The following is a 25307-nucleotide window of genomic DNA, read 5'->3' as shown; positions in this document are numbered from 1 at the left end:
GCCTATTATAAAATGGTTTTAAGTAACCAAGACAAGATGAGAAGTCGACTATTTTTATAGTCGTGTAAGGAAATAAGGACAGTTTTTAAAAGTAATAGGGTCGCGAGGAAAGTATGGAAGAAATTAAAACCATCGGTGTGGTTGGTGTTGGTGTCATTGGCGCAAGTTGGACAGCATTATTTTTATATAAAGGCTTTAAAGTAAAGGTATATGACCCTTACCCCATAGATGAAGAATTATTTAAAAAGAGAATACAAGCAAATTTAAAAGATCTAAGTGATCTAGATTTGCAAAAGCAGCCTAGCCATTCTTTACAAGATGTTCTTTCAAATCTAGAGCTTCACAACAACTTAAAAGATGCCGTAACCGATGTCGATTTTATTCAAGAAAATGCACCAGAGCGTTTAGATTTAAAGCAAAAGTTATATCAAGACATCACGTCATATTGTCCTGAAAAGACGCTGATTGCCTCAAGTTCTTCCGGCCTAAAAGTTTCAGACTTTCAAAAAGAGGCAACTCATCCCGAGCGTATACTTTTAGGTCATCCATTTAACCCACCTCATCTGTTACCTTTGGTTGAAATTGTAGGTGGAAATTTAACAGCCCCACAGTTTTTAAAGCGCGCTTCCGAGTTTTATCAAAGACTAGGCAAACACCCGATTATTTTAAATAAGGAAGTAAAAGGGCATGTGGCAAATCGCTTACAAGCTGCCTTATGGCGAGAAGCATTTTCCTTGGTTAAAGAAGGGGTATGTTCAGCCGAAGATGTTGATATCGCAATTACCAGTGGGCCAGGGTTGAGATGGGCATTATTTGGTCCCTATATAAATATGGAGCTTGCGAACCAGAAGGGCTTTAAAGAGGCAATTCATCACCTCGGGCCACCTATGACCGAATGGTGGAATGATATGCAGGCTTTCCAACACTCAGAAGAAACGACAGAGTTGTTAGAAGAACAAACCAAAGAGCTTTTAAAACATTACAAAGATGTCGATTTATATCAAAAAAGAGATAAAGGGTTAGTCGATATTCTTAAACTAAGACAACAGTTAGAGTTGGATTAAACTGGTTTTTTTAGAAGTGCCAAACAGGGCTTTACTGCAATGTTTGGCTTTTTTATTTTGGCGTATTTCGGTAGTATTCCTATTCTTCTTTCTGCTCAAAACTTATAAAGAGCTTGCTGTATGCTTAAGCTTTTTATGGTCATAAATTTACTCAGGTATATGAAACGTTACTACAAGCAAACTGGATCGGTGGCTTCACATTGGACGACCGAACAAGACTGTTTTTTAATAGAAAATAATTCTCTTTCTATAGATGAGTTAAAAGAACACTTACCATTTTCTGAAGAAGAAATTAGAGTTCGTAGATCAGTTTTAGGGCTGGTAAGAAGAGATCAGCAAATGCGACCGTATTGATTTTACCAAATGGTAAATTTTAATTGAAAATAAATATTTCAAAACATCTTAATAATTTAGAAAAATTGCGGATGAGTTATCAAAACCATACTTTTTTTATGTGATTGTTTAGTGTGGTTTACATAAAGCTTTAACTTCTTACGTTTGACTATAATAATGTTTCACTCCTTTACACTTGTTTCACCATAATCAGAACCATAAAACATTTTAAGATCAAAACTTTATAACAATTGAGATTGAGGAGGGTAAAAAATGCCAAAGTATTTAGCCGTGGCTGAAAAGGTTTATAAGAATATTAAAAAAGACGACTTATTCACCAATGACCTTACACAAAATCTGAATTGTTTAATCAGTCAGATACGTAAGGCCATTAAAGGGACTGAGTTTAAACTTAAGTTCAATTACATTGATTTTGATGAACAGCTCACGAAGCCTCTTAGTGAATGCAAAGTCAAAGTCGATTTAAGTGTCATGCCTAAGTTTGAAAATGAAGGAGAGTATTTACTCTGGTTAGCAAGTTTTATCGAGCGGATTACAGAAGGTGGGAAACCCAAATTCCCGCCAATTTCACAGCTCATCCCGCACGGATTTAAAATGTCTAAAGAATCATTCCCTGTGACAGCTGCTCCTCAAAAAGAAGAGCATGCAGATATGATTATTAATTATTTTAAATCGAAAGATTTTCTGAAAACCGAGAAAACTCCTTCATAAAAGAATATAGAAGTATTCGTCCACCATACTTCTATATACCTGCTGGTTTATACTCAGCGACCGCCTTCTGGGGCGGTTTTTTTTATGGGTGTTACACCATTACTGGTCAATGGGGATGCGTATTTCTAGAGTCTATGTTTGTGGTGACAAACGTCAATGTCTGATGATCTAACACTTGATGTGTCGCATCAGCTAAATCAATAGAGATGGTATGCTCACCGGGAGCCAATCCTTGAAGGACGATTGGTTCTTCAGATGCTTGTACCCAATGCCAAGAATTGTGATCAAGCGATACATGCAGGTGGCCGAGTTTTGGTTTAACCGCGAGCGCCGCATCGCCATAAACAGACAATATTCGAATATTCTGCGCATGCCAGCGGATAATGACCACCCCTTTAATGACCTGATGATCTGTTGGAGAGTCAATAATCAAATGGGGAGCATTATCCTTTTGCTGCACTGGTGATACGCCAACACTGGTCTCGTTCGCATAGGCTTGCGATCCCAAAAGCAATACCCCCAATATTCCTGTGACCAGTAACTTTGTGTTCATAACGAAGCACTCTAAGATTAAAGTAAGCACAGATTACATTGATCTCAAAGTACTGTCAAAGTTAAACTATCGTAAATTTACAAGTGATGAAATTCATGGCAGACACACAACGGGGTTATCACCACGGCGCACTGAAAGCCGCACTTATTGATGCGACGCTAGTTCTTTTAAAAGAGGGTGGGATTGAAGCCGTTTCTGTGCGAGAGGCAGCCAAACGGGCGGGTGTTTCACCAGGTGCACCGTTTCGCCATTTTCCATCGAGAACTGCACTACTGAATGCGGTCGCAGAAGAGGCCATGATTCGTCTCACTATGCAAATCGATCAGGCACTCACACAAGCAGCGAGTCTCTCACCCTTAGAGCAATACCGTGCATTAGGACAGGCGTTCCTGATTTGGGCCTTTGAAAATCCACATCACTTTCAAGTGATTTCCACACGCGCCGTCATCGATTTTGAGGGAAGTGGGCTTCGGGCATCCAACGACAAGATTCGTCGCCAGATGCGACAACTGTTGAATGATGCTGTATCGAGTGGAGAGCTCGTCGGTATTTCGGCTGAAGATGCCTTGTTGTCTACTCGTGCATTGGCTTATGGCCTTGCCCGTATGAACATTGATGGACAGTTACAGAGTTGGGAAGTTGAGTCAGGGAACTATCTTGGGCTTGCACAACATCTGATCAATGAACAAATTGATCGCCTCAAGCGTTGAGATTTCATTCTGATCTCTAAGTCATATTCAATGTCTTAAACAGGGTGGGCAATGCCTACTGGTTTATACTCAGCGACCGCCTTTTGGGGCGGTTTTTTATTTAAAAAGTAGTTTGCAAATAGGCTTTATAAAGACAATAGTTCACCTAGGTATTTAATAGAGCTTTATTTATATACTTGGATAATATTTTCTATATGGAATTAAATAATAAAGATTTACTTTTAAGAAATTTTTTTCATAGAATGTGTTCAATCTAACTAGAGTTAAATCTTTTATCAAAATGATAAAGAAGATTTGATTATATTTGATTAGAAAGAATAATCTGATGCTTGGCTAGACGTTTTGAAAAAATAGCATCGGAAAATTATTCTAATTATAAAAGAAGAGGAAATTCATTTATCTTTTCTTTGTTTTAATTTTATAAGGGGAAACACGTGTCATCATTATTTTATATCTGGGATGCAAATGAGCATCATCCTGATGTTCAAATTAATAATCTTGAACAAGCTGAGTATTACGCAACTCATCCAAAGAATATGGGATACAGCAAGAATCTACAGCAATGTTTACGCTCTATCATTCAAATAGTGACTGACCCAGAACTTGTAGAAAATTTTGATCAAGATATTATAGATTTTTTTGATAATGCTGAAGGTTATATTGTCCCAACACAACAAAATGTATTAGATATAGATCGTTACTTTTTTGAAAAAAGTCCTTATTTATATAAAATTGTTGTTGAAGCAATTATAAAATATGATGTAGTGGGCTTTGATGCAGGGGCATATATTTTCTTTAGTAAAGATAATATATTTCCGGAACAGACCGATATTAAATACTGGTTGCATACTATTCAACCGATTACTAAAGATCAGTTAAACCAGTTTAAAATATTACCGGCTAATCAAGATAAATTGGTGCAATTTTTTCATCAATGGTTAAAGAGGAACGAAAAAAAATTAGGCTTTTCAGAGAAAGAAAAAAAGCATCAATATAATGATAAATTTGGTTTTTGTAGAGATTTTAGTAAAATTTCATATGAGAAGATTCTCATAATAACTGCATCAAATTTATCTAAATATGAGTTAGGTTTCTCAAAAATTTCATTGAGTAGTTATATTCAGTATTCTGAAAATAAAGCTTTTTGGATACCTAGAGATCATTTTATTAAAGACTTTACTTTACAATCTATACCAGAACTCCATGGTATAGAAGGCAAACCTTTAGCAATAACGAACACTCAACAGCTTGAAAGTATTTTTAAGCAAATTTATGATTTTTTAATTTATGATGCGGAGCAACATAAAGATTTAGAAACTTTGAATCAATGGTTTAATCACGGGGATGAGAAAGAATATATTACAAGTGGTGCGGTATTTAATCGGTTAACCTTTGCTAAATATTTAAATGATCCTCTATATGATCAGTTAGTACACGAGTCCTTGCCTTATATTAAGAAAAATAATCGATTTAAGAGTTATGCAGATTGGAAAGTAGAACAGGTATATGATGAAGTCGAGAAAAGATATAATGATATTGTGTCTTAAAGTTATTTTATAGAATTTTATAGAAATGAGTTATAGCTATAACTCATTTTTATTTTAATCGCTACGGGTATAATTAATGGCATCTTCATCACCACTTATTTATTTAATAATAAATTCTTTAAAAATGACTGTACGCGAGTATCTGTATAACTCCAAATCAGCCCATCATAAGGAATTGCTAAAAGCCACTCATGATGGGCTTTTGTACTTAAGGATTTATAGAATCAATAGCTTGAAGTATGCCTGTAAATAATATGGCTAGTTTTGACTCAGGCTGTGGCTCATTTCCATTTGCGGTAAATACTGCACAAACTTTATGACCTTTTTGAGTTTTTCCAATCACAGAAAAGTTAATCACGCCGTATTCGGAACCACCTTTAAAACCAATTTTTTGCCAATTTAAATTTTTAAAAAGTGGGTTTAAAGAGCTGTTCAGAGCTGGGGCATCTTGAACACTTTCAAGCAGAGGGCAAATCTCATTGGCTGACATATACCATTCAGCATCTTGCCAAGTAGCCGATTTTCCAATGCTACTCACACTCGGTAGTGGGAGTTTTTCTAGCTCAGAGAGCGCTTCTATACGAGCCGACTTTGTACCTGTTTTAAACTTATTTTTTAGCTTTTCATTACTTGGGGCAATGAGTTGAAATAGCTCTCGTGTCGTCAGCAGGGGAGAATTTCTCGGCGACAACGCTTCTATACGAGGTTTCTTTAACACCTCTATCAGGCTATCGGTCGCTGTGTTATCACTAATTTGTATCATTAACTGCGCGAGAAGTTCCAGATTTACAGGTGTGCCATCAGGCAAGTTTTGTAAAACTCCAGTTGGCAATGAGCGATTCTTTTCTTTTAAAGAAACAATCGTTTCTCTTTTTAATTCACCTTTTTTTATCGCATCTTCATATGCTTTTAAAACGAGTAACTTAAAAGTCGAACCTACAGCCATCGGGGTTTTATCATTTTCAACAACCACAGGTTTGTTATCTACAACAACTAAAAGAGAAGTTTTACCGATTGCGTTTTCATGTAGACCTTTAACCATTTCGTCTAGGCTTATGGTCTTAAAATGAGGTGCGCTAAACCAAAGGGTACTAATTTGCCCTTGCTCATCTAAGCTGATTGAAACAGGTAATTCTCCTTTTTCAAAATCAATCGTCCCAGAGCCATTTGAAACATTAATACTTTTAAGAGTACCTAAAGAGGCTTTTAAATCATCAACGATTTTTTGAATTTGTGTTATTGAAACTTGTCCTAAAAATTGAGGACTAAATAAAGCAGGTTCTACGGGTTTATCTGCAAAAATTGATGAAAGCGTAGTCGATAAATTATCCATTTTTTGTTCTGTCGCTGCATGAGTAGTAGAAATAACAATAGGGGAAACATTTAAAGCCATAACGCCTACAGCAAAAAATAAAGCTCTAGTTGTGTACATTTTCTTGGTGAGAAAGTTCTTCATTCAATGTCCTCTTATATTCAGACTCATCTACAGTTTTTTATAAATGGTTTTAAAATAAGCATTCATTTTGACCGATCAAAACTTATATATCTATATAAATTTCTTCGATTTTATAAACCCTCATTTAATAATAAAACTAAATTATTTACCCTTACTTTTTAATGCTTTATTTTAAAGCAAATGTCATTTTGTCTGCTTGACTGTGAAAGGCTTGAACACTATCCTTTGCCTGCTGGCCACATTGCCAGTCGGTCGTCGCGGACCGCTGTTTTCGACCACATCAGGATTATTTCTTCTGAGGAATAGTTTTGTGTGAGCATCTCCTCGTCTCCTCCCGTAGCGGTAGGACGGGAGAGGGACACCTTCGGGTGTGCTGGAGTCGAAACCAGTCCGCGAACCCTCTTCCGTTCTGCCACCATAATTTTAATGTCTGGCAGAACTCCCAATAGAAGGAGTTGGCTTTGCACATTCATTATTTCTTGGCTCTCGATGCCAAAAGCTATAACGACACCACTTAAATCATCTTTAAACAGTTTGATGGCCTTTGGGGTTTTCAGGCTTTAAGTCATTACGGCTCAAAAATTTGTATCAACAATAAAACTTGAGATGTGCCAAGCACAGTCTTTATGGCTTTGCTGTGCCTTTTTTTCTCCCAAAAAGGGCACAGGCTTTTTTCTCTTTTAGAAACAACAAGAATTTATAACGGTAAAAACTATGCCACCTTTAGTATTTTCTACACGTGCTTTAAAAGTTATTAATAAGGCGATTGATTTATTTCGCCACCACGGATTCCATTTAGTAGGTGTCGACAGAATTGTGAGAGAGTCTGAAATTACAAAAATGACTTTCTATCATTATTTTCAGTCCAAAGCGCGATTTATTGAAATTTGCCTACTTGTGCAAAAAGAACGGCTACAAGAGAAAGTCATTGCAATGGTCGAGTACGACCACAACCTAAACGTGAAGGAAAAACTCAAAATACTTTATGACTTGCATACCGACTTGGAAGGGCCGTATTACCTGCTATTTAAAGCTATTTTTGAAACTAAAAATAATTATTCAAATGCTTACCAAGTCGCCATCAAATATAGAACATGGCTGACCAATGAAATCTACAGTCAGCTTAGAGGGCTTAATAGGGAAGCCTCATTTCATGATGCCAAATTATTTTTATATATGATTGAAGGCACCATTATTCAGCTTTTAAGCTCCGATATTTCAAATGTGAAAGAACAGTTGTTTGAACGGTTTTTAAGAGGGTTTTTAACATCTTTGGTTAGATGAAATGCTTCGAAACTGATTTATCTTAGCCGCATAAACTCATGCGGCTTTTGTTAAGCATGAAAAATACTTTTAAGTAGAGCGATGATTTTTGCAATATCTGGGTTTTCTATACGGTAGTACAGCGTTTGGGATTCACGGCGATATGTCACTAATCCTTCTTCACGCATTTTTGCAAGATGCTGCGAAAGAGCAGATTGGCTCAGAGAGATTCTTTGCTGGATTTCACCGACTGTCATTTCTTCTTTTTCAATTAATAAACATAAAACTAAAAGACGATGTTTATTACTAATCGCTTTTAAAAGTTCAGAGGCTTTCTGAGCGCCTTCCATTAAAAAAAGATCATCTGCATTTTGAGGACTAGCGGTCATATCACTCTCATAAGAGAAATTGCGAATCAAGATTTCATGATTATAGCGGATAAGCATAATTGAAAACATTATATTAGATAAATCTAAATTAACTATTGCTAAATTAGATTTATCTAATATACTAAATTTACCTCAAGCTTAATCACTACGTTCACATGTTTAATGCATGCATGAACGCAGTTTCTCTTTTTCTAAATTTGGGAACCTAGACAATGAACATACCTACTTGGATATTGCTTGCATTCGCTGGCTGGACACTTCTTATTTTGTTTAGCACGGTAGGGGTTTATCGTTGGTCACGAATTTTGACTGGTCGTGCGACCATAAGTGAATGGCAAGCAGGCCAGCCACAGGGAAGTGACTGGTATCAACGAGCAATGGCAGCACATCGTAACTGCATTGAAAATCTTCCTGTTTTTGCAGCCATTGTTATTGCCATCAACCACTTTGAGCTTTATAGACCAGTGCTCGACAGTCTAGCGATAGGTGTGTTAGTCGCACGCATTGCCCAAAGTTTGATTCATATTTGTCTGGTGCAAAGTGATCGAGTTGCCACATGGCGCTTTATCTTTTTCTTCACCCAAATTATTGCCATGATTTGGATGGGAATTTATATCGTTCTTAAAATTGCATAGCTTTATTGAACGCATAATCGATAGGACCGGCGGGCGGTTTTCTAAGTCCAAACGCTGTCCTATTTCAACTAAAGGATATGACTAAATGACAGAGCCTACTTTATACACCTTAGATAATTTTTCTTCGGCTATTTGCAGTCATGAACCATTAAATGAGCAAATCGCGATCATCTTTTTTTCAGCTTCTTGGTGTCAGCCTTGTAAAAATATGAAATTGGTTTTTCAAAAAGTTGTAGATGATATGCATGGCAAACCAATTAATTTTGGACAAGTTGATATTGCACAATCGCCGAATTTAGCTCAAAAGTATGGTATTAAGTCAGTTCCCTCAATCGCTATATTTAAAGCATCTTATGTAGTAAAAGTTATTGCTGGAGAAGTTACATTTAGCCAGCTTGTTACTCAAATAGAGCAAGTGCTTAAAGATATGACCTGAGGGGAGATGCTTTATTACATATACAAATGTGTATGGTGATGATATATCTTTTTTGATTGTGCTGAATAAAACAACTGAGAGTGCTATTTTCTTCGCTTTTTTATACTTTTTATTTGAATAAGTGGAATGTTAAGAAAAGTTAAAAAATGTTTCAAATTATAATTTAAAATATCTAAATTATTTTAAAAATAAAGACACAAATAAGCTCATTTTTATTCATATTTTAAAATAAATTGAAATCTGGAGTTAAAATATAAATTACTATATATAACAGTAGTTTGTGGGTTTTAGTTTAAATTTGTATTGAATGACTTTTTATGTGTGGTGTTTATTATTTACTCTTTTTTAAGTGTTTGATTAATTAAGTTATTTTTATTGGTTACTGTGTCTAAAATGAGGCTTAATATAGGAAAATTAAAAATTATTGTGATCATACTAGAATGCAAATCTATTTGGGTATATGGACCATGAGCTAATATTTAATTTAAATAGCAAATTAATTATTAATTAAATAGACAGATCTGTATGTGCTTTGTAAAATACCACTAAATATAATTCAGTCCTATAAAGATGTTGAACAGTATTCATCAAGTTTTAGATAGTTTGGGTATTAGCCCACAGAAACGTGCTATTCATATTCAATTTACGTCTCCGATATTGAATGACCAAGTCTTTCTGCAAAGAATTGATGGTGTACATGCACTCAATGATGGCTTAAAAGCAGAACTTTTATGTCTATCAACAAATGCAACGATTCAACTAAAATCTTTTATTGGTGTTCAGGCCGCTGTAGATATAGTGACGGAACGAGGCGAATTAACCCGCGTTACAGGCATTATTACTCATGCTCAGCAAGGCCAGTCAGATGGAAGTCTAACTTTATATAAGCTGACCTTAGAAGATCCAACCGCATTATGGAAATATCGCCGCAATTCGCGCGTATTTATGAATAAAAGCGTGGTTGAGATATGGGAAATATTATTTAAAGAATGGCAAGTTAAAAATCCGCTATTTGCTGCAAGTTTAAGTTTGGATTTAAGCGGTTTAACACAAACTTATGATGTTCGTCCTTTTGTTATGCAACATAACGAAAGTGATTGGGACTTCCTCACACGCTTACTTCGTAGTGAAAATATCAGTTGGCTCATTGATGAAGCTCAGCATATTGTTCCAAGTACAGATACATCTATTCAAGCTCAAAAACTTAGGTTGATTGATGCCAATAGTCAATATCAGCCTTTAGACCGTAAAACGATTCGTTACCACCGTAGTAGTGCGGTCGAACAATACGACAGCATGACTCGCTTAACTGCCGAGCGTACTCTTCAACCCAATGTTATGCATATACAACGTTGGCAAGCAGAAATATTAGAACAAGAAGAAGGGATTGGAAGCGTTCAAAGTAAGCATCAGCATAGCGAACAATATGACAATGCTACACTTGGCTTAGAGCAAGCTTGGAACTATGCGCCTGCATGGATTGGTGACTTAAAGGGTGAGGATGGTGTAACTAAATCTGGAAATCAACAAGTTGAACGCTTAAACCAGAACCTCCACAATTACTACGAGGCACAGGCGAAACGCTTTATTGCGCAAACGACGGTCCGCGATGCCTATGTGGGTTACTATTTCGAATTAAATGAACACCCAGAAATAGACCAGCATGAAAGCTCAGATAAAAGCTTTTTGATTGTTTCTAAAAACTTCTTTAATCAGAATAATTTACCTAAAGATTTAAATGAACAAATTAATGGTCTATTGGCGCAAAGTAACTGGTCAATACGAAACCCTGAGAACAGTGATGAACGCCAAGCGAATCAACTGATTTTACAACGTCGTCATATTCCAACAACACCAGCTTATAACCCACAAATTCATAGTCCAGTCACTCATCCACAACGCGCAAAAGTGGTGGGACCTGAAGGCGAAGAAATCTATGTAGATGAATGGGGGCGTATTAAAGTCCGCTTCCTGTTTACCCGCAGTGATGACCATAGCCATGATGGTGGTGCTGGAACCAACAACAATGATACCGATTCAGCTTGGATTGATGTTCTAACACCGTGGGCTGGAGAAGGTTACGGTGCGCGTTTTTTACCGCGTATTGGTGAAATTGTCGTTATTGACTTCTTTAATGGCGATATTGACCGACCATTTGTGATGGGTCGAATTCATGAGGCACAGCGCCAACCAACCAAGTTTGATAACAAAGGTAAACTTCCTGACACTAAAAAACTGAGTGGTATCCGTTCCAAAGAAGTCTCAGGTGGTGGTTTTGGGCAACTCAGATTTGATGATACACCAGGCCAAATTAGTACCCAGCTACAAAGCAGTCATGGTGCAAGCCAGTTAAATCTCGGGAAATTAAGTCATCCTAAAGATAAAGCGGAAAGTGAAGACCGCGGTGAAGGTTTTGAACTGCGTACTGACCAATGGGGAGCTTTACGCGCGGGACAAGGTTTATTGGTATCCACCCATAAACAGGATAATGCCAAAGGTGAACACCTTGATGCCGAAGTTGCGAAAAAGCAACTTGAGGGTAGTCAAACTAACAGCAAAGCACTGAGTGACATCGCTAAAAACCAGAAAACCGATGAAATAGAATCGATTGAGCAGTTAAAAGATTTTGCCTCACAAATTCAGCAACAAATCGCTAAATTTGAAAAAGCTTTACTGCTTTTAAGCTCACCGGATGGTATAGCCTTGAGTACCTCCGAGGATATTCATATCTCGGCTGATGCACAAATCAATCAGATTGCTGGAGACAGCATCAATATAAGTACTCAAAAGAATGTCATTGCCCATGCCCAAAATAGGCTCAGTCTCTTTGCAGTGCAAAGTGGACTAAAAGCAGTAGCTGCGCAAGGCAAGGTAGAAATACAAGCCCAGTCAGATGCTTTAGATGTGCTTGCTAATAAAGGTATTACCATTTCTTCTACAGAAGATCGGATTGAAATTAGTAGTCCTAAAGAAATTGTAATTACTGGTGCAAGTTCACAAATTACCTTAAATGGTTCAGGAATCTTTCCGAAAACTGGCGGGAAATTTCAGGTCAATGCTGGACAGCATGTGTTCCAAGGCGGCGCATCGGCAAGTGTTCAATCTAGTTTGCCACCTCCACCAAAACGTGCACAAGGCGTTTTAGAGTTACGTCATGATTATGTACATGGAGAATTTGTCAAAGGTGCTGGCTATACAGTGACAGACACTTTAGGAAAAGTCTTTAAAGGAAAGTTAGACGATAAAGGTTTCGCTCGTGTTTCTGGTTTGGCAACAGGTTCAGTAAAGATTCTGTTCGATCCAGACCCACGTAATCCTTGGGATGAGGCAAGTGATTTTAAACGCAAGGTAGAGTGGCCAAATCAAAATGATGTAGAAGGCAGCATTGGCATTGCATCTGGCAGTAAAGGGTTAACTGAAACATTAAAAAATGATTTTAAAAAGTTGAGTCAACTTGCGAGCAATGTGAAATCTGCGCAGCAGAAGATTGAATCGGTTAAAAAAATCAAAGATCAAGGTGCTAAAGCATTGCTACCAATGGCGATGGAACAGGTTTTAGGGGGGAGTGATGGATCTAAGTTAAGTCAATCATTTGTTAGTCAAAATAGCTTTATGCCTTCAAGTCAGCAGAGTAATCCACTCAGAAGATTGGCTCAAGCAAGCTCTGACAAAACAGCAATAACAAAAATCCAATCACCTTTTGAAACGTTTGTATAATTTGAGAAGAATATGGCACGAAGTACTCCAGAAGTTGTTGCACCATTAAATACATTAAGCATCAAAGATGTTCAAAATTCGAAAGAAAAAATAGATCAATGGTTAAAAGCGAAGACAAATAATAATGTTACCTTGGAGCGGATTGAAACTGTTGCAAGAAATATACCTTTGTTAGGGAGTGTATTTGCTGCTGTTGATGTCGTTTCTGATCTTATGCAGATTTATGATAAAGGATTCAACAATGCTGACATTATGGATTGGGCAAACTTAGGGATTGATGCGATTGCGATAATTCCTGGTCCAGCAACAGCCACCGCTCGTACAATGGCACGTCCTGCATTGTTTTTAGTGCGAGAGGAAGTAAGAAGAATAACTAAAAATGGAGTAAAAAAATTAACTAAAGAGCAAATAGGTCCGGCATTTAAAGTAACGATTATTAGTGTTATATCAGAACACTTAAATTCAGCAGTGGCAGGTGAACTTGAAAAGTTTGCGAACGAAGCCCAAAAAAGATTAAATTTATTACTGACAGAAACTGGTACATGGGTTGAAAATAGTACGTCAACAATTGATACAGGAATACGTCAAGTTGTTGAGAAAGGAACGATAGCAAATCCTGATGCAAATTATAAACGTGCTCAAGAACAAAGAAATGCAATCATACCGAGATTGATGAATGGAGAGATTGTTCGGGCTGGGAAAAATGTTGCATATACCATAGAGAATAATTTCAAAGGTAATGCAAAGAGCGGTGCTAACTTACTAACCAAAGGTGCAATGTGGGTAGTTAAAGATGAAGATAAAGCCACTGTTTTAAAACTCGGAACTAATATTAAATTATTAGGCATAACAGCAAAAACAAAAATACAAGGGCTAGGTGGTGCTGAAACAGCTTTTACAATTGGGTGGTTGTTAGCTGTTTTATTATTGGCAGTAAAGAAGCATAAGTCAAAAGTTGAAGCTGATAAAAAAGCAGCTCAAGTCAAAGCAGGTCAAACATCTCAAGCAGACAAACACCATGATGATGCTAGATTAGAAAAATCGACATCACAAGCAGCATCAGGTAAAAATGCTGGTAAGTGCAAAAATTGTATGGGTAGTACTGATGGTTCGATTACCTTTGCAATGGGTACAGAGTTCTTTACTCATGTTGATGCACAACTCGGTGGAATAATTCAGGACAGCATTAGCCGTACCTATGCTTCAAACCTTTACCAGATGGATGACGCGATATTTGGAGCACGTTGGGTTACTCCATTTACTACAAAAATTTCTCGTAAATTTAAATATAGTCCAAAGAAAAAAGACCATAAAGACTATTTAAATGGGCTTGAATACATCGGTTTAGATGGTCGGGCAATTGATTTGCCAGACCTAAAGAAGGGACAAAGTATTTATGATCCGATTGAGCAATACACTTATACAGTTTTATCAGATCAGCTGCATTTAATTGCCTACGGTGAAGACGAAAAACGCTATTATGAAAAATACGGTGAGGACTATCGTCTATCCTATATAGAACGTAAAAATGGTTTCAAAGTCGCTTTACGTTATGACCATGTTTCTACGGATAATAAAACAATTTTATCGGACATTTTATTTAAACAAGACGAGAGTTTGCTCGCTCATTTAGCTTTGCAATTAACTCCCCAAGGTTTGGTTTCCGATATTTGGACCATCAAAAATGGCCAGTTAGATCGTGTTTTGGCAAGTTATAACTATGATCAACAAGGTGATTTGGTTCAGGCAACAAATGAGTTTGCAGCTTCTTATTATTATCAATATACCCATCACTTAATTACACGTTATACAGATCTTACACATCGTGGGATGAACCTAAAATGGGATGGTATTTTACCTACTTCAAAAGCCATTGAAGAATGGGCCGACAATGCTAGTCGTGCTTCAAAGTTGGAGTGGGATCAAAACATCCGGAAAACCTATGTGACTGATGTTGAAGGTAATACTACTGAACATTTTTACGATATAGATGGTTATACCTACCGTATTGTTTATCCTGACAACTATCAGGAATGGTTCTTTAGGGACAATGCTAAGAACATCACTTTACATATCGCTAAAGATGGCTCAAAAACTTCATATACTTACGATGAGCGTGGCAATATGTTGACCACCACCCAAGCTGATGGTGCAACTAGCTACTTTGAATATGATGACAAAGATAATCTGATAGGGATGGTCGATGCTGAGCAGGGACGTTGGTTTAAGCAATATGATGGTTCTGGTAATCTAATCAAAGAAATTGATCCACTTAAGCACGAAACGGCTTATGCTTACAATGCCATGGGCTTAGTCACTTCCATTACAGATGCTAAAGGTGGAAGTAAGTCACTCAAATATGATGACCAAGGGAATTTAATTAGTTATACAGATTGTTCAGGTAAAGAGACCAAATGGCAATATGATGAGCGTGGTCGTGTAATAAGCATTGAAAATGCATTAAAACAAAAAGTTGAGTATTTTTATACTGAACTTACCTTAGAAAATCGAGAACCAATTATAAAAGGTTTACCTCTGAATGCTTTTGGTCAACTTGAAAAGATTAAACATGCTGATGGCACAGAAGAACACTTCATTCATGATGCTGAAGGGCGTTTACTGGCACATATAGATCCTAAACAGAACATCACTCGCTATGAATATGATGAGGCGGGTTTAATTCTGTCTCGTACAGATGCTTTAAATCACAAATTAAAATATAAATGGGATCGATTAGGACGTCTCACCCGACTCATTAATGAAAATGGTGCCAGTTACCAATTCTTCTATGATGTCGCAAGCCGACTCGTTAAAGAAATTGACTTTGATGGTAAGGAAACGGTTTACCATTACGATGAAAACTCGGGCCAACTTGCAACCAGTATTGAAGTTGCATCTGCTTATGGACAAGACCTCAAAGACCGAGCTGCACCAAAAGACCGAATTCAACAATTTATCTTTGACAGTATGGGGCGTTTAGAACAGCGTACTGCGGGTTATGGTCACTATGGTTTAGAACTCGAAGAAAAACAGACTGAAGAATTTGCCTATGATTATATGGGGCGAATCATTCAAGCTAAAAATGCTCAAAGCAATTTACAATGGTTTTATGATGCGGCTGGCAATTTAGTACAGGAACACCAGCAAGACTATAAAATCAATAAAACCGCGGTGTGGAAACACCAATATGACGAAATTAATGATCGAATCAAAACAACTCGTCCAGACGGTCAGATGATTGACTGGTTGACCTATGGTAGCGGTCATGTACAAAGTTTAATAGTAAATGGTCAAGACCTAGTTAGTTTTGAGCGTGATGACTTACACCGAGAAATTGCACGGCACTATGCCAACGGAATTAGTCAAGAACAGCAATATGATTTGGCAGGTCGTTTGAAAAGCCAAATGATGCTGAGTGAACATGAAAATGGCTATCAAAACCAATATAAGCCGCGCAACAATGCATTAGAGCAGACTAGTCAACTGGTACAGCGACTTTATCAATATGACAAAACAGGAGAGCTAACGGCCATTCGAGATACACGCCGTGGCAATATTGCCTATAAGTATGATCCTGTAGGGCGTTTACTTGAAGCGAGCAGTAAACTTGGAAAAGAAACGTTTAACTTTGACCCTGCCAGTAACATTCTAGATTCGTATCATAGTCAGAAGGCTCAAAGCCACTCACAAAAGCTAGATGAAACAGGCTATGGTTATAATCGTTTAGTTAATAACGTAGTTAAAGAATATCTAGATCAACAATACCAATATGATGCTTATGGACAACTCGTAAGACAGAAAACGAGTCAAGGTGATTTAAACCTTGAGTGGGATGTCTATGGCCGCATGATAAAGAGCCATAATAGTCAATATACGGTAGAATATCGCTATGATGCTTTAGGCCGCCGTATTCAAAAGCGGAGTAAGCATCACCATACTGGTCAAGAGCAGAACATCATTTATGGATGGGATGGCGATACGCTTGCTTATGAGTCTACTGAGCAGTTGACCAAGCATTACATCTATGAAAAAGACAGTTTCGTGCCGATGCTACAGGCTGTTTATTTAAGTCCAATAGAATTACACCAAACACCAGATTGGACAGATAGATCTTATAACATACACCGAGACCCGCTTTGGAAAACTGAAAAACAGGGTAAAGAGTTTGATGATGTATGGTTCTATCACTGTGACCACTTAGGTACGCCGCAGGAAATGACCGACCATACAGGTGCAATTATTTGGAAAGCCGAATATAAAGCTTGGGGTGAGTGTAAAGCAGAGAAAGCTAAGTCGAATTTCTTCGAAAACAGTGAAATTATTTCAAATAATATCCGTTTTCAAGGCCAGTATTTTGATGAAGAGACAGGATTACATTACAATCGCTATCGTTATTATTCCCCATATGTAGGTAGGTTTGTAAGTAAAGATCCGATTGGATTGTTGGGTGGATATAACCGTTATCAATATGGTCCTAATGCTGTTGGCTGGATTGATCCATTAGGATTGGCTAAAAAAGAAATATGTAAAGCTTCTGATGTAAGTTGGAAAGGGTTTTCAGCTGGACAATTAGTCGAGCATTATAATAAACATGGTCATGAATTTGGAAATATTACTCAAAATGAATATTTGAAAAAGGCTAAGGACTTTGCAGCAACAGATACCGCTACCACTATTGATACTATTGTTGGTGGAACGTTTGTTGTTAAAGCAGATGTTTTAACAGATACTATTTTTGTGGGGAATATAAAAACTAGGGAAATTAGAACATTATATAAGAATGATGGTCGTGATGATAATGCATTTGAAGCGGCAGTAGCTTTAGCCTCTTTAAAATGTGGACTTGGCAAGAAAAAATAGAGAAGGTTAATTATGTTATTAAGAAATGATGCTTTAAATATGATATCAAGATATGAAGTTGATCAAATGGTAGATAGTGAAAAGCTAAATATTTTGATTGATTATTGGTTCATTTTTGAAGACGAAAATATAAAGATTAATGATGATTTGAAAAATTTTTTAAAAGAAAATGATTTTAGTGATATTGCTGAATATTCAAATTTTTTTGATGAAGTAGTTGTCATAGGAGTAATCGAAAATAATAAGATATATAGTAATGTGTACATTTCAAAAAAATTATCAGAATATCTTGGTATCTGTGATGTTGTGGAAGGAGATGAGAGAAATAGTTTATATAAATGTCCATGTTGTGAATTTTATTCTTTAAAGACATTATCGGAATATGAAATTTGTCGTATTTGTAAATGGGAAGATGATGGAAGTGAAGGGACAACTTACTCGTTTCCAAATAAAAGTACTTTACATAATTATAGAAATATTTTTTTCAAAAATAATAAATATTCTCTATTAAAACAAAAATTTATTACTTAATTCTAACCTTGAATAAGAAAATAACTTAAAAAGGTGGCTGAAACCATTTTACAATGGTTTTATGATGCGGCTGGCAATTTGGGACGGGAAACATCATCAAGACTATAAAACCAAGAAAACTGGAGTCTGGAAACACAGTTATGATGAAATTAATGATCGAATAAAGACTGTGCGTCCAGATGGACAAAAGATTGACTGGTTAACTTATGGTTCAGGTCATGTTCATAGCTTGATTGTGAACGGCCAAGATGCTGTAAGTTTCGAGCGTGATGATTTACACCGTGAAATCGCACGTCACTATGCCAACGGAATTAGCCAAGAACAACATTACGATACGATGGGACGTTTAACCCAGCAAAATATTGTTAATGGTCATGAGTTTGGTTATCCATCAAATGAACAAGTTAGCCAGAACAATGCAATTCAAGAAACCCAGCAGTTGATTCAACGCTTATATCAATATGATAAAACTGGTCAATTAACAGGAATTAATGATACGCGTAGGGGGAATATCAATTATAAATATGACCCAGTTGGGCGTTTGCTTGAGGCTAGCAGTAAGTTAGGTAAAGAAACATTTAGTTTTGACCCTGCGAGTAACATTCTAGATTCATATCATAGTCAGAAAGTTCAAAGCCATTCACAAAAGCTAGATGAAACAGGCTATGGTTATAATCGTTTAGTTAATAACGTGGTTAAAGAATATTTAGACCAACAATACCAATATGATGTTTATGGACAACTGGTTTGCCAGAAATCAACCAAGGGTAATTTATATCTTGAGTGGGATGCGTGTGGACGGCTGATTAAAAGTCGTAATGCTGAATATACGGCAGAGTACCGTTATGATGCATTAGGACGCTGTATTCAAAAGCGAAGTAAACATCATCATACCGGTGGTGAACATAACATCATTTATGGATGGGATGGCAATACACTTGCTTATGAGTCGAATGAGCAAATTACCAAGCATTATATATATGAGAAAGATTCATTTGTACCACTGGCACAAGCGGTTTATGCAGAAGAAATAGAGCTTCATCAAACACCTGACTGGGCAGATAAGCCTTATAGTTTACAACGTGACCCATTATGGAAAGTAACCAAAACTGCAAAAGACTTTAAAGATTTTTGGTTCTATCATTGTGATCATTTGGGTACACCACAAGAAATGACGGATCATACAGGTGCGGTCATTTGGAAAGCTGAATATAAGGCTTGGGGTGAGTGTAAAGCTGAGAAAGCTAAATCTAACTTCTTTGAAGACTCTGAGATCATCAGTAATAATATCCGTTTTCAAGGGCAATATTTCGACCAAGAAACAGGGCTTCATTACAACCGTTATCGTTATTATTCACCGTATGTAGGGCGTTTTATTTCCAAAGACCCGATCGGATTACTGGGTGGAGATAATGTATATGCATATGCACCGAATCCTGTAGGGTGGATTGATCCTTTGGGATTAAGTACTACTAATCAAATTAGAAGAGATTCAACTAAAGGTGATAAAGAGTTTTCAACAAATCGAGCTGCAAGAAGAGAAGCCATGCGTCAAGCTGGTATACCAACCTCACAAAGTTATACTAGTTCTTTAAAATTTATGGGAAATGACTCATCTGGTAAACCTATGTATATTGAAAATATAAAAATAAATGGTTCTGGGAAACAATATAATGATAAATTGCAGTTACATCCACAAGGGCATGTTTTTAAAGATAAAAACCCAGTTGAATATGAGAAGCCACATTATCACGTAGTAAAAAATGGCGTAAAACAAGATGGTCATTTAACTTATGATAATGGTAATGCTAGATCTACAAATAAATATGGAGGCGATGACCATAGATGCTAAAGTGTTCTTTTGATGTTATACCAGAATTTCTTAAACTTCCTGATTATTTTAAAAAGGAATCAGTAGTAATTATTCTTGGGGGGAAAAATGAATTTATTGATTTTTTTACGAAAAATATTAATGATTATCTCTTAACTGAAAGTTTTAAAATTAATTATTCAACCCAAATTATTGATTTGGAATCAATGGAAAAAGTGATTAATTTTAAAGGAGCATTTGGGCAAAATAAGATGTTTAAATATAATAAGGTGAAGGTGTATAGTGAAAAATTTTATATAGATAATAATTTATATATTTATGATATAGCTTATTATCATGATTATTTGGAGCAAAATATGAATCTGTTTAAAAGTGGTTTTTCAGGATTTTCTTTTTTTTCAAAAAAAGATAAAGATAGGGAGAAATATATATTTCCAATTGATTTTCAAAATGATTTTTTTGGTAATATTTATATAAATTTTGATAATAAGTTTATAAATGGTTGTTGTGATATAAATGAAGAGGATATAGAGGAAGTATATTTAAATGGGTCTGCTAGAGTTTTGGGGGTAGATTTTTTTGAAAGATATAATAATTTAAAAAAAGACGAAAAGATAATTATAAAAAATGAAATTGATAAAATAATATTAAAGGAATAGGATTTTATTTAAAATAAGTGCGGGGTATAACTATTCTATCCAAAAGAAAAATAAGTATCAAAGATGATTCTTATTTTTCTTGCTACTTAATTTAAGTGGTAATCTTTTGATAAATTTTTTTAAAGTATGTGATAGTAGGGAAATTAAGAGTTGGATAATTTGATAGACCAATTGTATGATTTGGAACTAGAGTAAGCATATTTTTTATGCATAAAATTTTGCTATAAAATAATACCTTTATTAAATAATATTAATTCAGAATATATTATAGAGTCTATTCAAAAAGCTAAGTCATTCTGGTTTGATGGTAAAAGTAATATTGATGAAAAAAGATATTGACTTTAATATTAATAGTGAGCCTGAACTAAAGTTTTCTATTATACCTTTATGGACTAAACCATCTTCTGAAGATATAGGTGATAGTTTAGATTGGGATTTTACATTACTTAAAGTAATTAATATACCAGACGATATTATTAAAACTAAACTATATGAAGCTTTAAATGATATACCTTAGTAAATAATGAAATTATTATGTAGGACGTTTTATTTCCAAAGACCCGATTGGATTATTGGGTGGGCATAATGTATATGTATATGCATATGCACCGAATCCTGTAGGGTGGATTGATCCTTTGGGGTTAAACAAAAATTGTCCGCCAACTACTTTATCAAATGATATTCCAGATGAATTTAAAAAGGTAAATGGCGGTTCTGATAAGGCAGATTTTATTACACCTCATTCAGAAAAGCATTTGTATGATGATTCGAAGACATCAACAAAAAATAGATCTCAATTTGGTCAAGATATCAATGTTAAAGCATTGAGAGAAGATACAATGCGGACAGGAACAGTTGTATATAATGCTGAACACAATACTACTAAATATTCAAAGTCCTATGATTTTAATATTAGTACGAAAGATACTCCGACTGGTGAAATGAGAGTTTTTGTCAGCCATGATAAACCTACAAGGTCTACACAATTTCCATATGTCGATAGAGGTAATAAATGAATCAGTTAGAATTAAGATTAGATATTTTTGGCTCAGATCAGAAGATTTATATTGATAATATTGAATTTTCTAATTGCGCGTTAATTAGGCTTAAAATAGATTCTAGATCACTTGAATTTGTGGAAGAGGCAATGATTGTATTTAGTGAATTACATAAATCAATAAATTCTGATGGTAAGTTTTTAATCTTTACCGATGCTTCTGGTATTGCTGATGATGGTGGTTGGGAAGGGGTAGTGGTTAAGCATTATAGGGAAAAAGTTGTATGGAATTTTGAGTATGACGATGAAAAATTTCATTTAGAATTTTCTGCTAAAAATTATGAAGACCAAATATTAAATCTAAAAAGCCATATAGATAAGTTACCTAGTAGTATTATTTTAGAACCTCAAAGTGTTTTTTTTCCTGAACAATGGTGAACAAAAAATTGATAGTGATTCAAATTATAAAGCTAGAGGTTCTAAATAATGGTTCAAGACACTAAAGAAAAATTTATTTTTGATAAATAGATCAATCATTTTATCTCTATATATAAAAGAATGGGGACAGCCTTCAAATAGAACAGTTTTTAAGAAATTGAATGAAACATCGGTCGAAGTTTTGTTTTTTCATCTAAGGATGAAAATTTAGTGTGACCATTTGGGTATGCCACAAGAAATGACGGATCATACAGGTGCGTTCATTTGGAAAGCTCAATATAAAGCTTGGGGTGAGTGTAAGGTAGAACCGGCTAAATCAGATTTCTTTGAAAATTCAGAAATTATTAGTAATAACATCCGTTTCCAAGGTCAGTATTTTGATGGGGAAACGGGGCTTCATTACAATCGCTATCGTTATTATTCACCGTATGTAGGGCGTTTTATTTCCAAAGACCCGATTGGATTATTGGGTGGAGATAATGTATATGCATATACACCGAATCCAGTAAGTTGGGTTGATCCTTTGGGATTAGTAAAGAAAAAACCATCTAAATATGCTTTAAAAGATGGTCATAATGCTACTGCTCAAGAGATAGCAGATAGTAAAATTGGGGGAGGATCTCGAAGTGGGCAATCTTAAAGTTCGACAAAAATTGTTAGATGAAGATAATTCTAATAATAATGGGGTTTATACTTGCTGGCGTTGTGGTCAAACTTCTACTAATCCAGATGATATGCATTTAGGTCACACAAAAGTTCTAACTTCTAAAGGAGGTAATTTAAGTACAGGAAATACAGCATTAGAGGGTGCAGCATGTAATTTAAGCGCAGGAAATAGTGGTTATGTTAAAGAAGGCATGTCTTGTAAAGAGAGGGGAAGTTGTGGAGCGCCATATGGAAGATAATTTTAAAACTTTAAGTATTTATGCAGGAAAAACCAGCTCTGGTAAAACTAGATTAGAGGAAGTCCTCGTAGAATGTATAGAGGGGAACATCTATAAGCTACTATCTGCGCCAGGATTGGCTCTAAATTTAGCAAAAGGAGATACTTTTGAATTCATTAATAGTGATGAGCCCGTAAAAATTATATGTCGAGGAGGGAATTTTAATATCCATATTTATAAAGCAAATTTAACACTTGAAGATTATGAAGATTTTAAAAGTGAACTTTTAGACTATTTAGGAGGAACTATAGATGGTTTGAGTGGAAACAATATAGCTATTACTGTACCCTCTGCCCAAGGTATTCAAAAAATTAACAGTTTTTTTATTAATTTTAGCCAATTGTCAGGTAATAATTGGTCATTTACTAATATTTATAAAAACTATGAAGATTTTGAAGATGAAACATTATTAGATTGGTGGGATAAGAAGTGCTAATTTTTAGAATTTTTAAGAGCATCTCTATTTAGATAATCTTAAACTTATCAGGTCGATATTTTTTCTAAGGGTAATATTTTGATCAATAGGTAAGTTTTTTATTATAAGTTGTATTAGATTTTCTATTTTCATAGTAGTGATATTCATCCTGATTTTTTAAAAATTAATGTTAATTTTAAATATATAGGAAAGTTATACTATTAATACCGTTAATATATAGAATTAACTAGCGAGCTGTAATGTCTTTCAAAACTAAACTTCATTTTTGGCTGGGATTAACTGAGATAAATGAACAAGAGTATTGGTGTTATTTTGATAATTTCGAAGGATTACCAAATTTTTGTAAAGAAGTAGGTTTGGATTGGCTAGATCAGGACTTTATGGGATATCATTTTGATAAAGAAGTAGATGATTTAAAGCTTATCATTGAAGAAACTCCAGAGCCTGAACATTATGAAAAGATGCTAAAAGACTGTTTGGAAAAAGGCATTAATAAAGCTAATGCTATGTTTTATTATTGGGGGGATGATCAAATTAAAGTAAGTAAAGATAAAAAATATAATACGCTCACCTATATTGGTGAATATGAGTGGGATTAATTTATGTTGATTGAATTTATTGTTGATTATAGTAAATTCTACTTTTATTTGTTATCTACTTGTTAGTAAATTTTTAGCACAAGTCTAGTTGTGTTGAATATTTAGTTAATAAAGAAATTCCCTCTTCTTTAAAGGGAAGGGATAAGAGATTGATTGTTAAATCATAAATAAAAGATTAGATATAAGTAAAGAGACCAAGTGGTAATATGATGAGCATGGTCGTGTAATAAGTATTGAAAATGTATTAAAACAAAAAGTTGAGTATTTTATACTGAACTTACCTTAGAAAATCGGGAACCAATTATAAAGGGTTTACCTCTAAATGCTTTTGGTCAACTTGAAAAGATTAAACATGCTGATGGCACAGAAGAACACTTTATTAATGATAGATAATTTTGAAAGTAATTTTCCTCTAATGTATCAATTGCTTGGTGCATGGTTTAGTGATTTAGATTATGAAGATATCACATATTAGGACGTAGTAAAAAATTATAAAAAGGTAGTAAAGAGTGAAAAAATAGATTTGTTAAAATTAGAGTTTAAAGAAATTTTAATAAAAAAAATGATTGATTATAAATATATATCTCAACTATCAAATATTTATTTTGAAAATAATGAAGATGCTTTGAAATGGCTCAGTGAAATATATAATTATTTAATTGAAGATTAAATAATTATAGAATATGTGTAGAGCAAAAGCAGAGCTTATGCTCAAGAAGTGGACTCAAAAATTTGAAAAATGCCAATCAAAAATGGTGGGATCTCAATGAGGTTAAAATTAGGCAATGGGCAATCTACGGTGGTAAAATAGTGAATAAATTGAATCAGAAAGTCCAAAAATCAATACTAAAGAAGATTTTTTGGAATTTGTACAATTGTTAGTGAGTGATCTTTCAACAAATCAATGGGAAAATGATAATTTAGCCGATTATCTTGAGGGGATTAATAGTTGGGTGGATGATATGGATGGATATTTTGAAAACGTAAGTGATTATGAGGCTTTGGGAAAAATAATCAATTAGACTGGAAAATTTTGGGTAAAATTTTATTAGCGGCTACAATGTATGAGTAATTTAATTCTATAGATTAACTTTTTGAAAGTCATCTATGTTATAAATGTAGATGGCTTTGTTTTTAACTCTAAAATACTTGATAAGTTTGAAAATAAAGTAACAAC

The 25307-nt window shown here is 35.1% G+C and carries 20 protein-coding genes and 6 pseudogenes; 23 read left to right on the top strand and 3 right to left on the bottom strand.

Features of this window, described 5'->3' with window-relative positions; all coding sequences use genetic code 11:
- Positions 1-113: 113 nt before the first annotated feature.
- The 3 genes from ACIF8R_RS17525 to ACIF8R_RS17515 all read left to right on the top strand — a co-directional run bounded on the left by ACIF8R_RS17525 (position 114) and on the right by ACIF8R_RS17515 (position 2129).
- Positions 114-1064: a 3-hydroxyacyl-CoA dehydrogenase NAD-binding domain-containing protein gene (locus ACIF8R_RS17525; protein ID WP_396482249.1), complete on the top strand. Its 951-nt coding sequence runs from the start codon at positions 114-116 to the stop codon at positions 1062-1064.
- Positions 1065-1223: 159 nt separating this feature from the next.
- Complete coding sequence (locus ACIF8R_RS17520) at positions 1224-1418, top strand: hypothetical protein (protein ID WP_284118476.1); 195 nt, start codon at positions 1224-1226, stop codon at positions 1416-1418.
- A 252-nt stretch (positions 1419-1670) separates the two neighbouring features.
- Complete coding sequence (locus tag ACIF8R_RS17515; RefSeq protein ID WP_174736347.1) at positions 1671-2129, top strand: hypothetical protein; 459 nt, start codon at positions 1671-1673, stop codon at positions 2127-2129.
- 106 nt (positions 2130-2235) lie between these two features.
- Here ACIF8R_RS17515 and ACIF8R_RS17510 read toward each other — a convergent pair whose 3' ends face one another.
- Positions 2236-2682, bottom strand: a complete 447-nt coding sequence (locus ACIF8R_RS17510; RefSeq protein WP_396482247.1) for a DUF6130 family protein — start codon at positions 2680-2682, stop codon at positions 2236-2238.
- Positions 2683-2768: 86 nt separating this feature from the next.
- On the opposite strand from ACIF8R_RS17510, the pseudogene ACIF8R_RS17505 reads away from it, so the two are divergent.
- The 3 genes and pseudogenes from ACIF8R_RS17505 to ACIF8R_RS17495 form a co-directional block, all read left to right on the top strand.
- Positions 2769-2906 (top strand): annotated as a pseudogene (locus ACIF8R_RS17505) (TetR family transcriptional regulator); the annotation flags it as partial.
- A gap of 72 nt (positions 2907-2978) precedes the next feature.
- Positions 2979-3392 (top strand): TetR-like C-terminal domain-containing protein, encoded by a 414-nt coding sequence (locus ACIF8R_RS17500; RefSeq protein ID WP_396482283.1) that lies wholly within the window; start codon positions 2979-2981, stop codon positions 3390-3392.
- A 434-nt stretch (positions 3393-3826) separates the two neighbouring features.
- Positions 3827-4939 (top strand): hypothetical protein, encoded by a 1113-nt coding sequence (locus ACIF8R_RS17495; protein WP_396482245.1) that lies wholly within the window; start codon positions 3827-3829, stop codon positions 4937-4939.
- 208 nt (positions 4940-5147) lie between these two features.
- Here the strand turns inward: ACIF8R_RS17495 and ACIF8R_RS17490 are convergent, their stop codons facing one another.
- A complete protein-coding gene (locus ACIF8R_RS17490; RefSeq protein ID WP_396482243.1) occupies positions 5148-6395 on the bottom strand; it encodes a serine hydrolase in 1248 nt (415 codons plus the stop codon).
- A gap of 714 nt (positions 6396-7109) precedes the next feature.
- Here ACIF8R_RS17490 and ACIF8R_RS17485 point away from each other — a divergent pair.
- Positions 7110-7679, top strand: a complete 570-nt coding sequence (locus tag ACIF8R_RS17485; RefSeq protein WP_396482241.1) for a TetR/AcrR family transcriptional regulator — start codon at positions 7110-7112, stop codon at positions 7677-7679.
- Positions 7680-7729: 50 nt separating this feature from the next.
- Here ACIF8R_RS17485 and ACIF8R_RS17480 read toward each other — a convergent pair whose 3' ends face one another.
- On the bottom strand, positions 7730-8047 hold the full coding sequence (locus tag ACIF8R_RS17480; RefSeq protein ID WP_086495827.1) for a helix-turn-helix transcriptional regulator: 318 nt from the start codon (positions 8045-8047) through the stop codon (positions 7730-7732).
- A 212-nt stretch (positions 8048-8259) separates the two neighbouring features.
- Between ACIF8R_RS17480 and ACIF8R_RS17475 the strand changes: the two genes are divergently transcribed.
- The 16 genes and pseudogenes from ACIF8R_RS17475 (at position 8260) to ACIF8R_RS17400 (ending at position 25152) form a co-directional block, all read left to right on the top strand.
- Positions 8260-8682, top strand: a complete 423-nt coding sequence (locus ACIF8R_RS17475; protein ID WP_396482239.1) for an MAPEG family protein — start codon at positions 8260-8262, stop codon at positions 8680-8682.
- 85 nt (positions 8683-8767) lie between these two features.
- Entirely contained in the window at positions 8768-9118 is a 351-nt protein-coding gene (locus ACIF8R_RS17470; RefSeq protein WP_086495825.1) for a co-chaperone YbbN, read from the top strand.
- Positions 9119-9688: 570 nt separating this feature from the next.
- Positions 9689-12835, top strand: coding sequence for a type VI secretion system Vgr family protein (locus ACIF8R_RS17465; protein ID WP_396482237.1), 3147 nt, complete (start codon positions 9689-9691; stop codon positions 12833-12835).
- Positions 12836-12847: 12 nt separating this feature from the next.
- A complete protein-coding gene (locus ACIF8R_RS17460) occupies positions 12848-17695 on the top strand; it encodes an RHS repeat-associated core domain-containing protein (RefSeq protein ID WP_396482235.1) in 4848 nt (1615 codons plus the stop codon).
- Between the two features lie 12 nt (positions 17696-17707).
- A complete protein-coding gene (locus ACIF8R_RS17455) occupies positions 17708-18226 on the top strand; it encodes a CPCC family cysteine-rich protein (RefSeq protein ID WP_396482233.1) in 519 nt (172 codons plus the stop codon).
- A gap of 30 nt (positions 18227-18256) precedes the next feature.
- Positions 18257-19692 (top strand): annotated as a pseudogene (locus ACIF8R_RS17450) (RHS repeat-associated core domain-containing protein); the annotation flags it as partial.
- A 379-nt stretch (positions 19693-20071) separates the two neighbouring features.
- Positions 20072-20716, top strand: a complete 645-nt coding sequence (locus ACIF8R_RS17445; RefSeq protein WP_396482231.1) for a hypothetical protein — start codon at positions 20072-20074, stop codon at positions 20714-20716.
- 210 nt (positions 20717-20926) lie between these two features.
- Positions 20927-21233 (top strand): annotated as a pseudogene (locus ACIF8R_RS17440) (hypothetical protein).
- A 16-nt stretch (positions 21234-21249) separates the two neighbouring features.
- Positions 21250-21360: pseudogene (locus tag ACIF8R_RS17435) on the top strand (RHS repeat-associated core domain-containing protein); the annotation flags it as partial.
- Between the two features lie 368 nt (positions 21361-21728).
- On the top strand, positions 21729-22151 hold the full coding sequence (locus tag ACIF8R_RS17430; protein WP_001072479.1) for a hypothetical protein: 423 nt from the start codon (positions 21729-21731) through the stop codon (positions 22149-22151).
- A 211-nt stretch (positions 22152-22362) separates the two neighbouring features.
- Positions 22363-22683, top strand: a pseudogene (locus tag ACIF8R_RS17425) (RHS repeat-associated core domain-containing protein); the annotation flags it as partial.
- Between the two features lie 94 nt (positions 22684-22777).
- Positions 22778-23056: a hypothetical protein gene (locus ACIF8R_RS17420; protein ID WP_396482229.1), complete on the top strand. Its 279-nt coding sequence runs from the start codon at positions 22778-22780 to the stop codon at positions 23054-23056.
- Positions 23046-23531 carry a DUF4265 domain-containing protein gene (locus ACIF8R_RS17415; protein WP_396482227.1) on the top strand — a complete coding sequence of 162 codons (486 nt, stop codon included), beginning with the start codon at positions 23046-23048 and terminating at the stop codon, positions 23529-23531. Before ACIF8R_RS17420 ends, ACIF8R_RS17415 begins: the two co-directional genes overlap by 11 nt.
- A 239-nt stretch (positions 23532-23770) precedes the next feature.
- Positions 23771-24130 carry an immunity 22 family protein gene (locus tag ACIF8R_RS17410; protein ID WP_396482225.1) on the top strand — a complete coding sequence of 120 codons (360 nt, stop codon included), beginning with the start codon at positions 23771-23773 and terminating at the stop codon, positions 24128-24130.
- 187 nt (positions 24131-24317) lie between these two features.
- Positions 24318-24517, top strand: a pseudogene (locus ACIF8R_RS17405) (hypothetical protein); the annotation flags it as partial.
- Between the two features lie 473 nt (positions 24518-24990).
- Positions 24991-25152: a hypothetical protein gene (locus tag ACIF8R_RS17400; protein ID WP_396482223.1), complete on the top strand. Its 162-nt coding sequence runs from the start codon at positions 24991-24993 to the stop codon at positions 25150-25152.
- The last annotated feature ends 155 nt before the right edge of the window (positions 25153-25307 follow it).

The organism is Acinetobacter sp. ABJ_C4_1 (assembly GCF_044538495.1).
Lineage (GTDB): Bacteria > Pseudomonadota > Gammaproteobacteria > Pseudomonadales > Moraxellaceae > Acinetobacter > Acinetobacter nosocomialis_A.
Note: the sequence above shows the minus strand (reverse complement) of the source record. Positions and strands in the feature narration are given on the sequence as shown.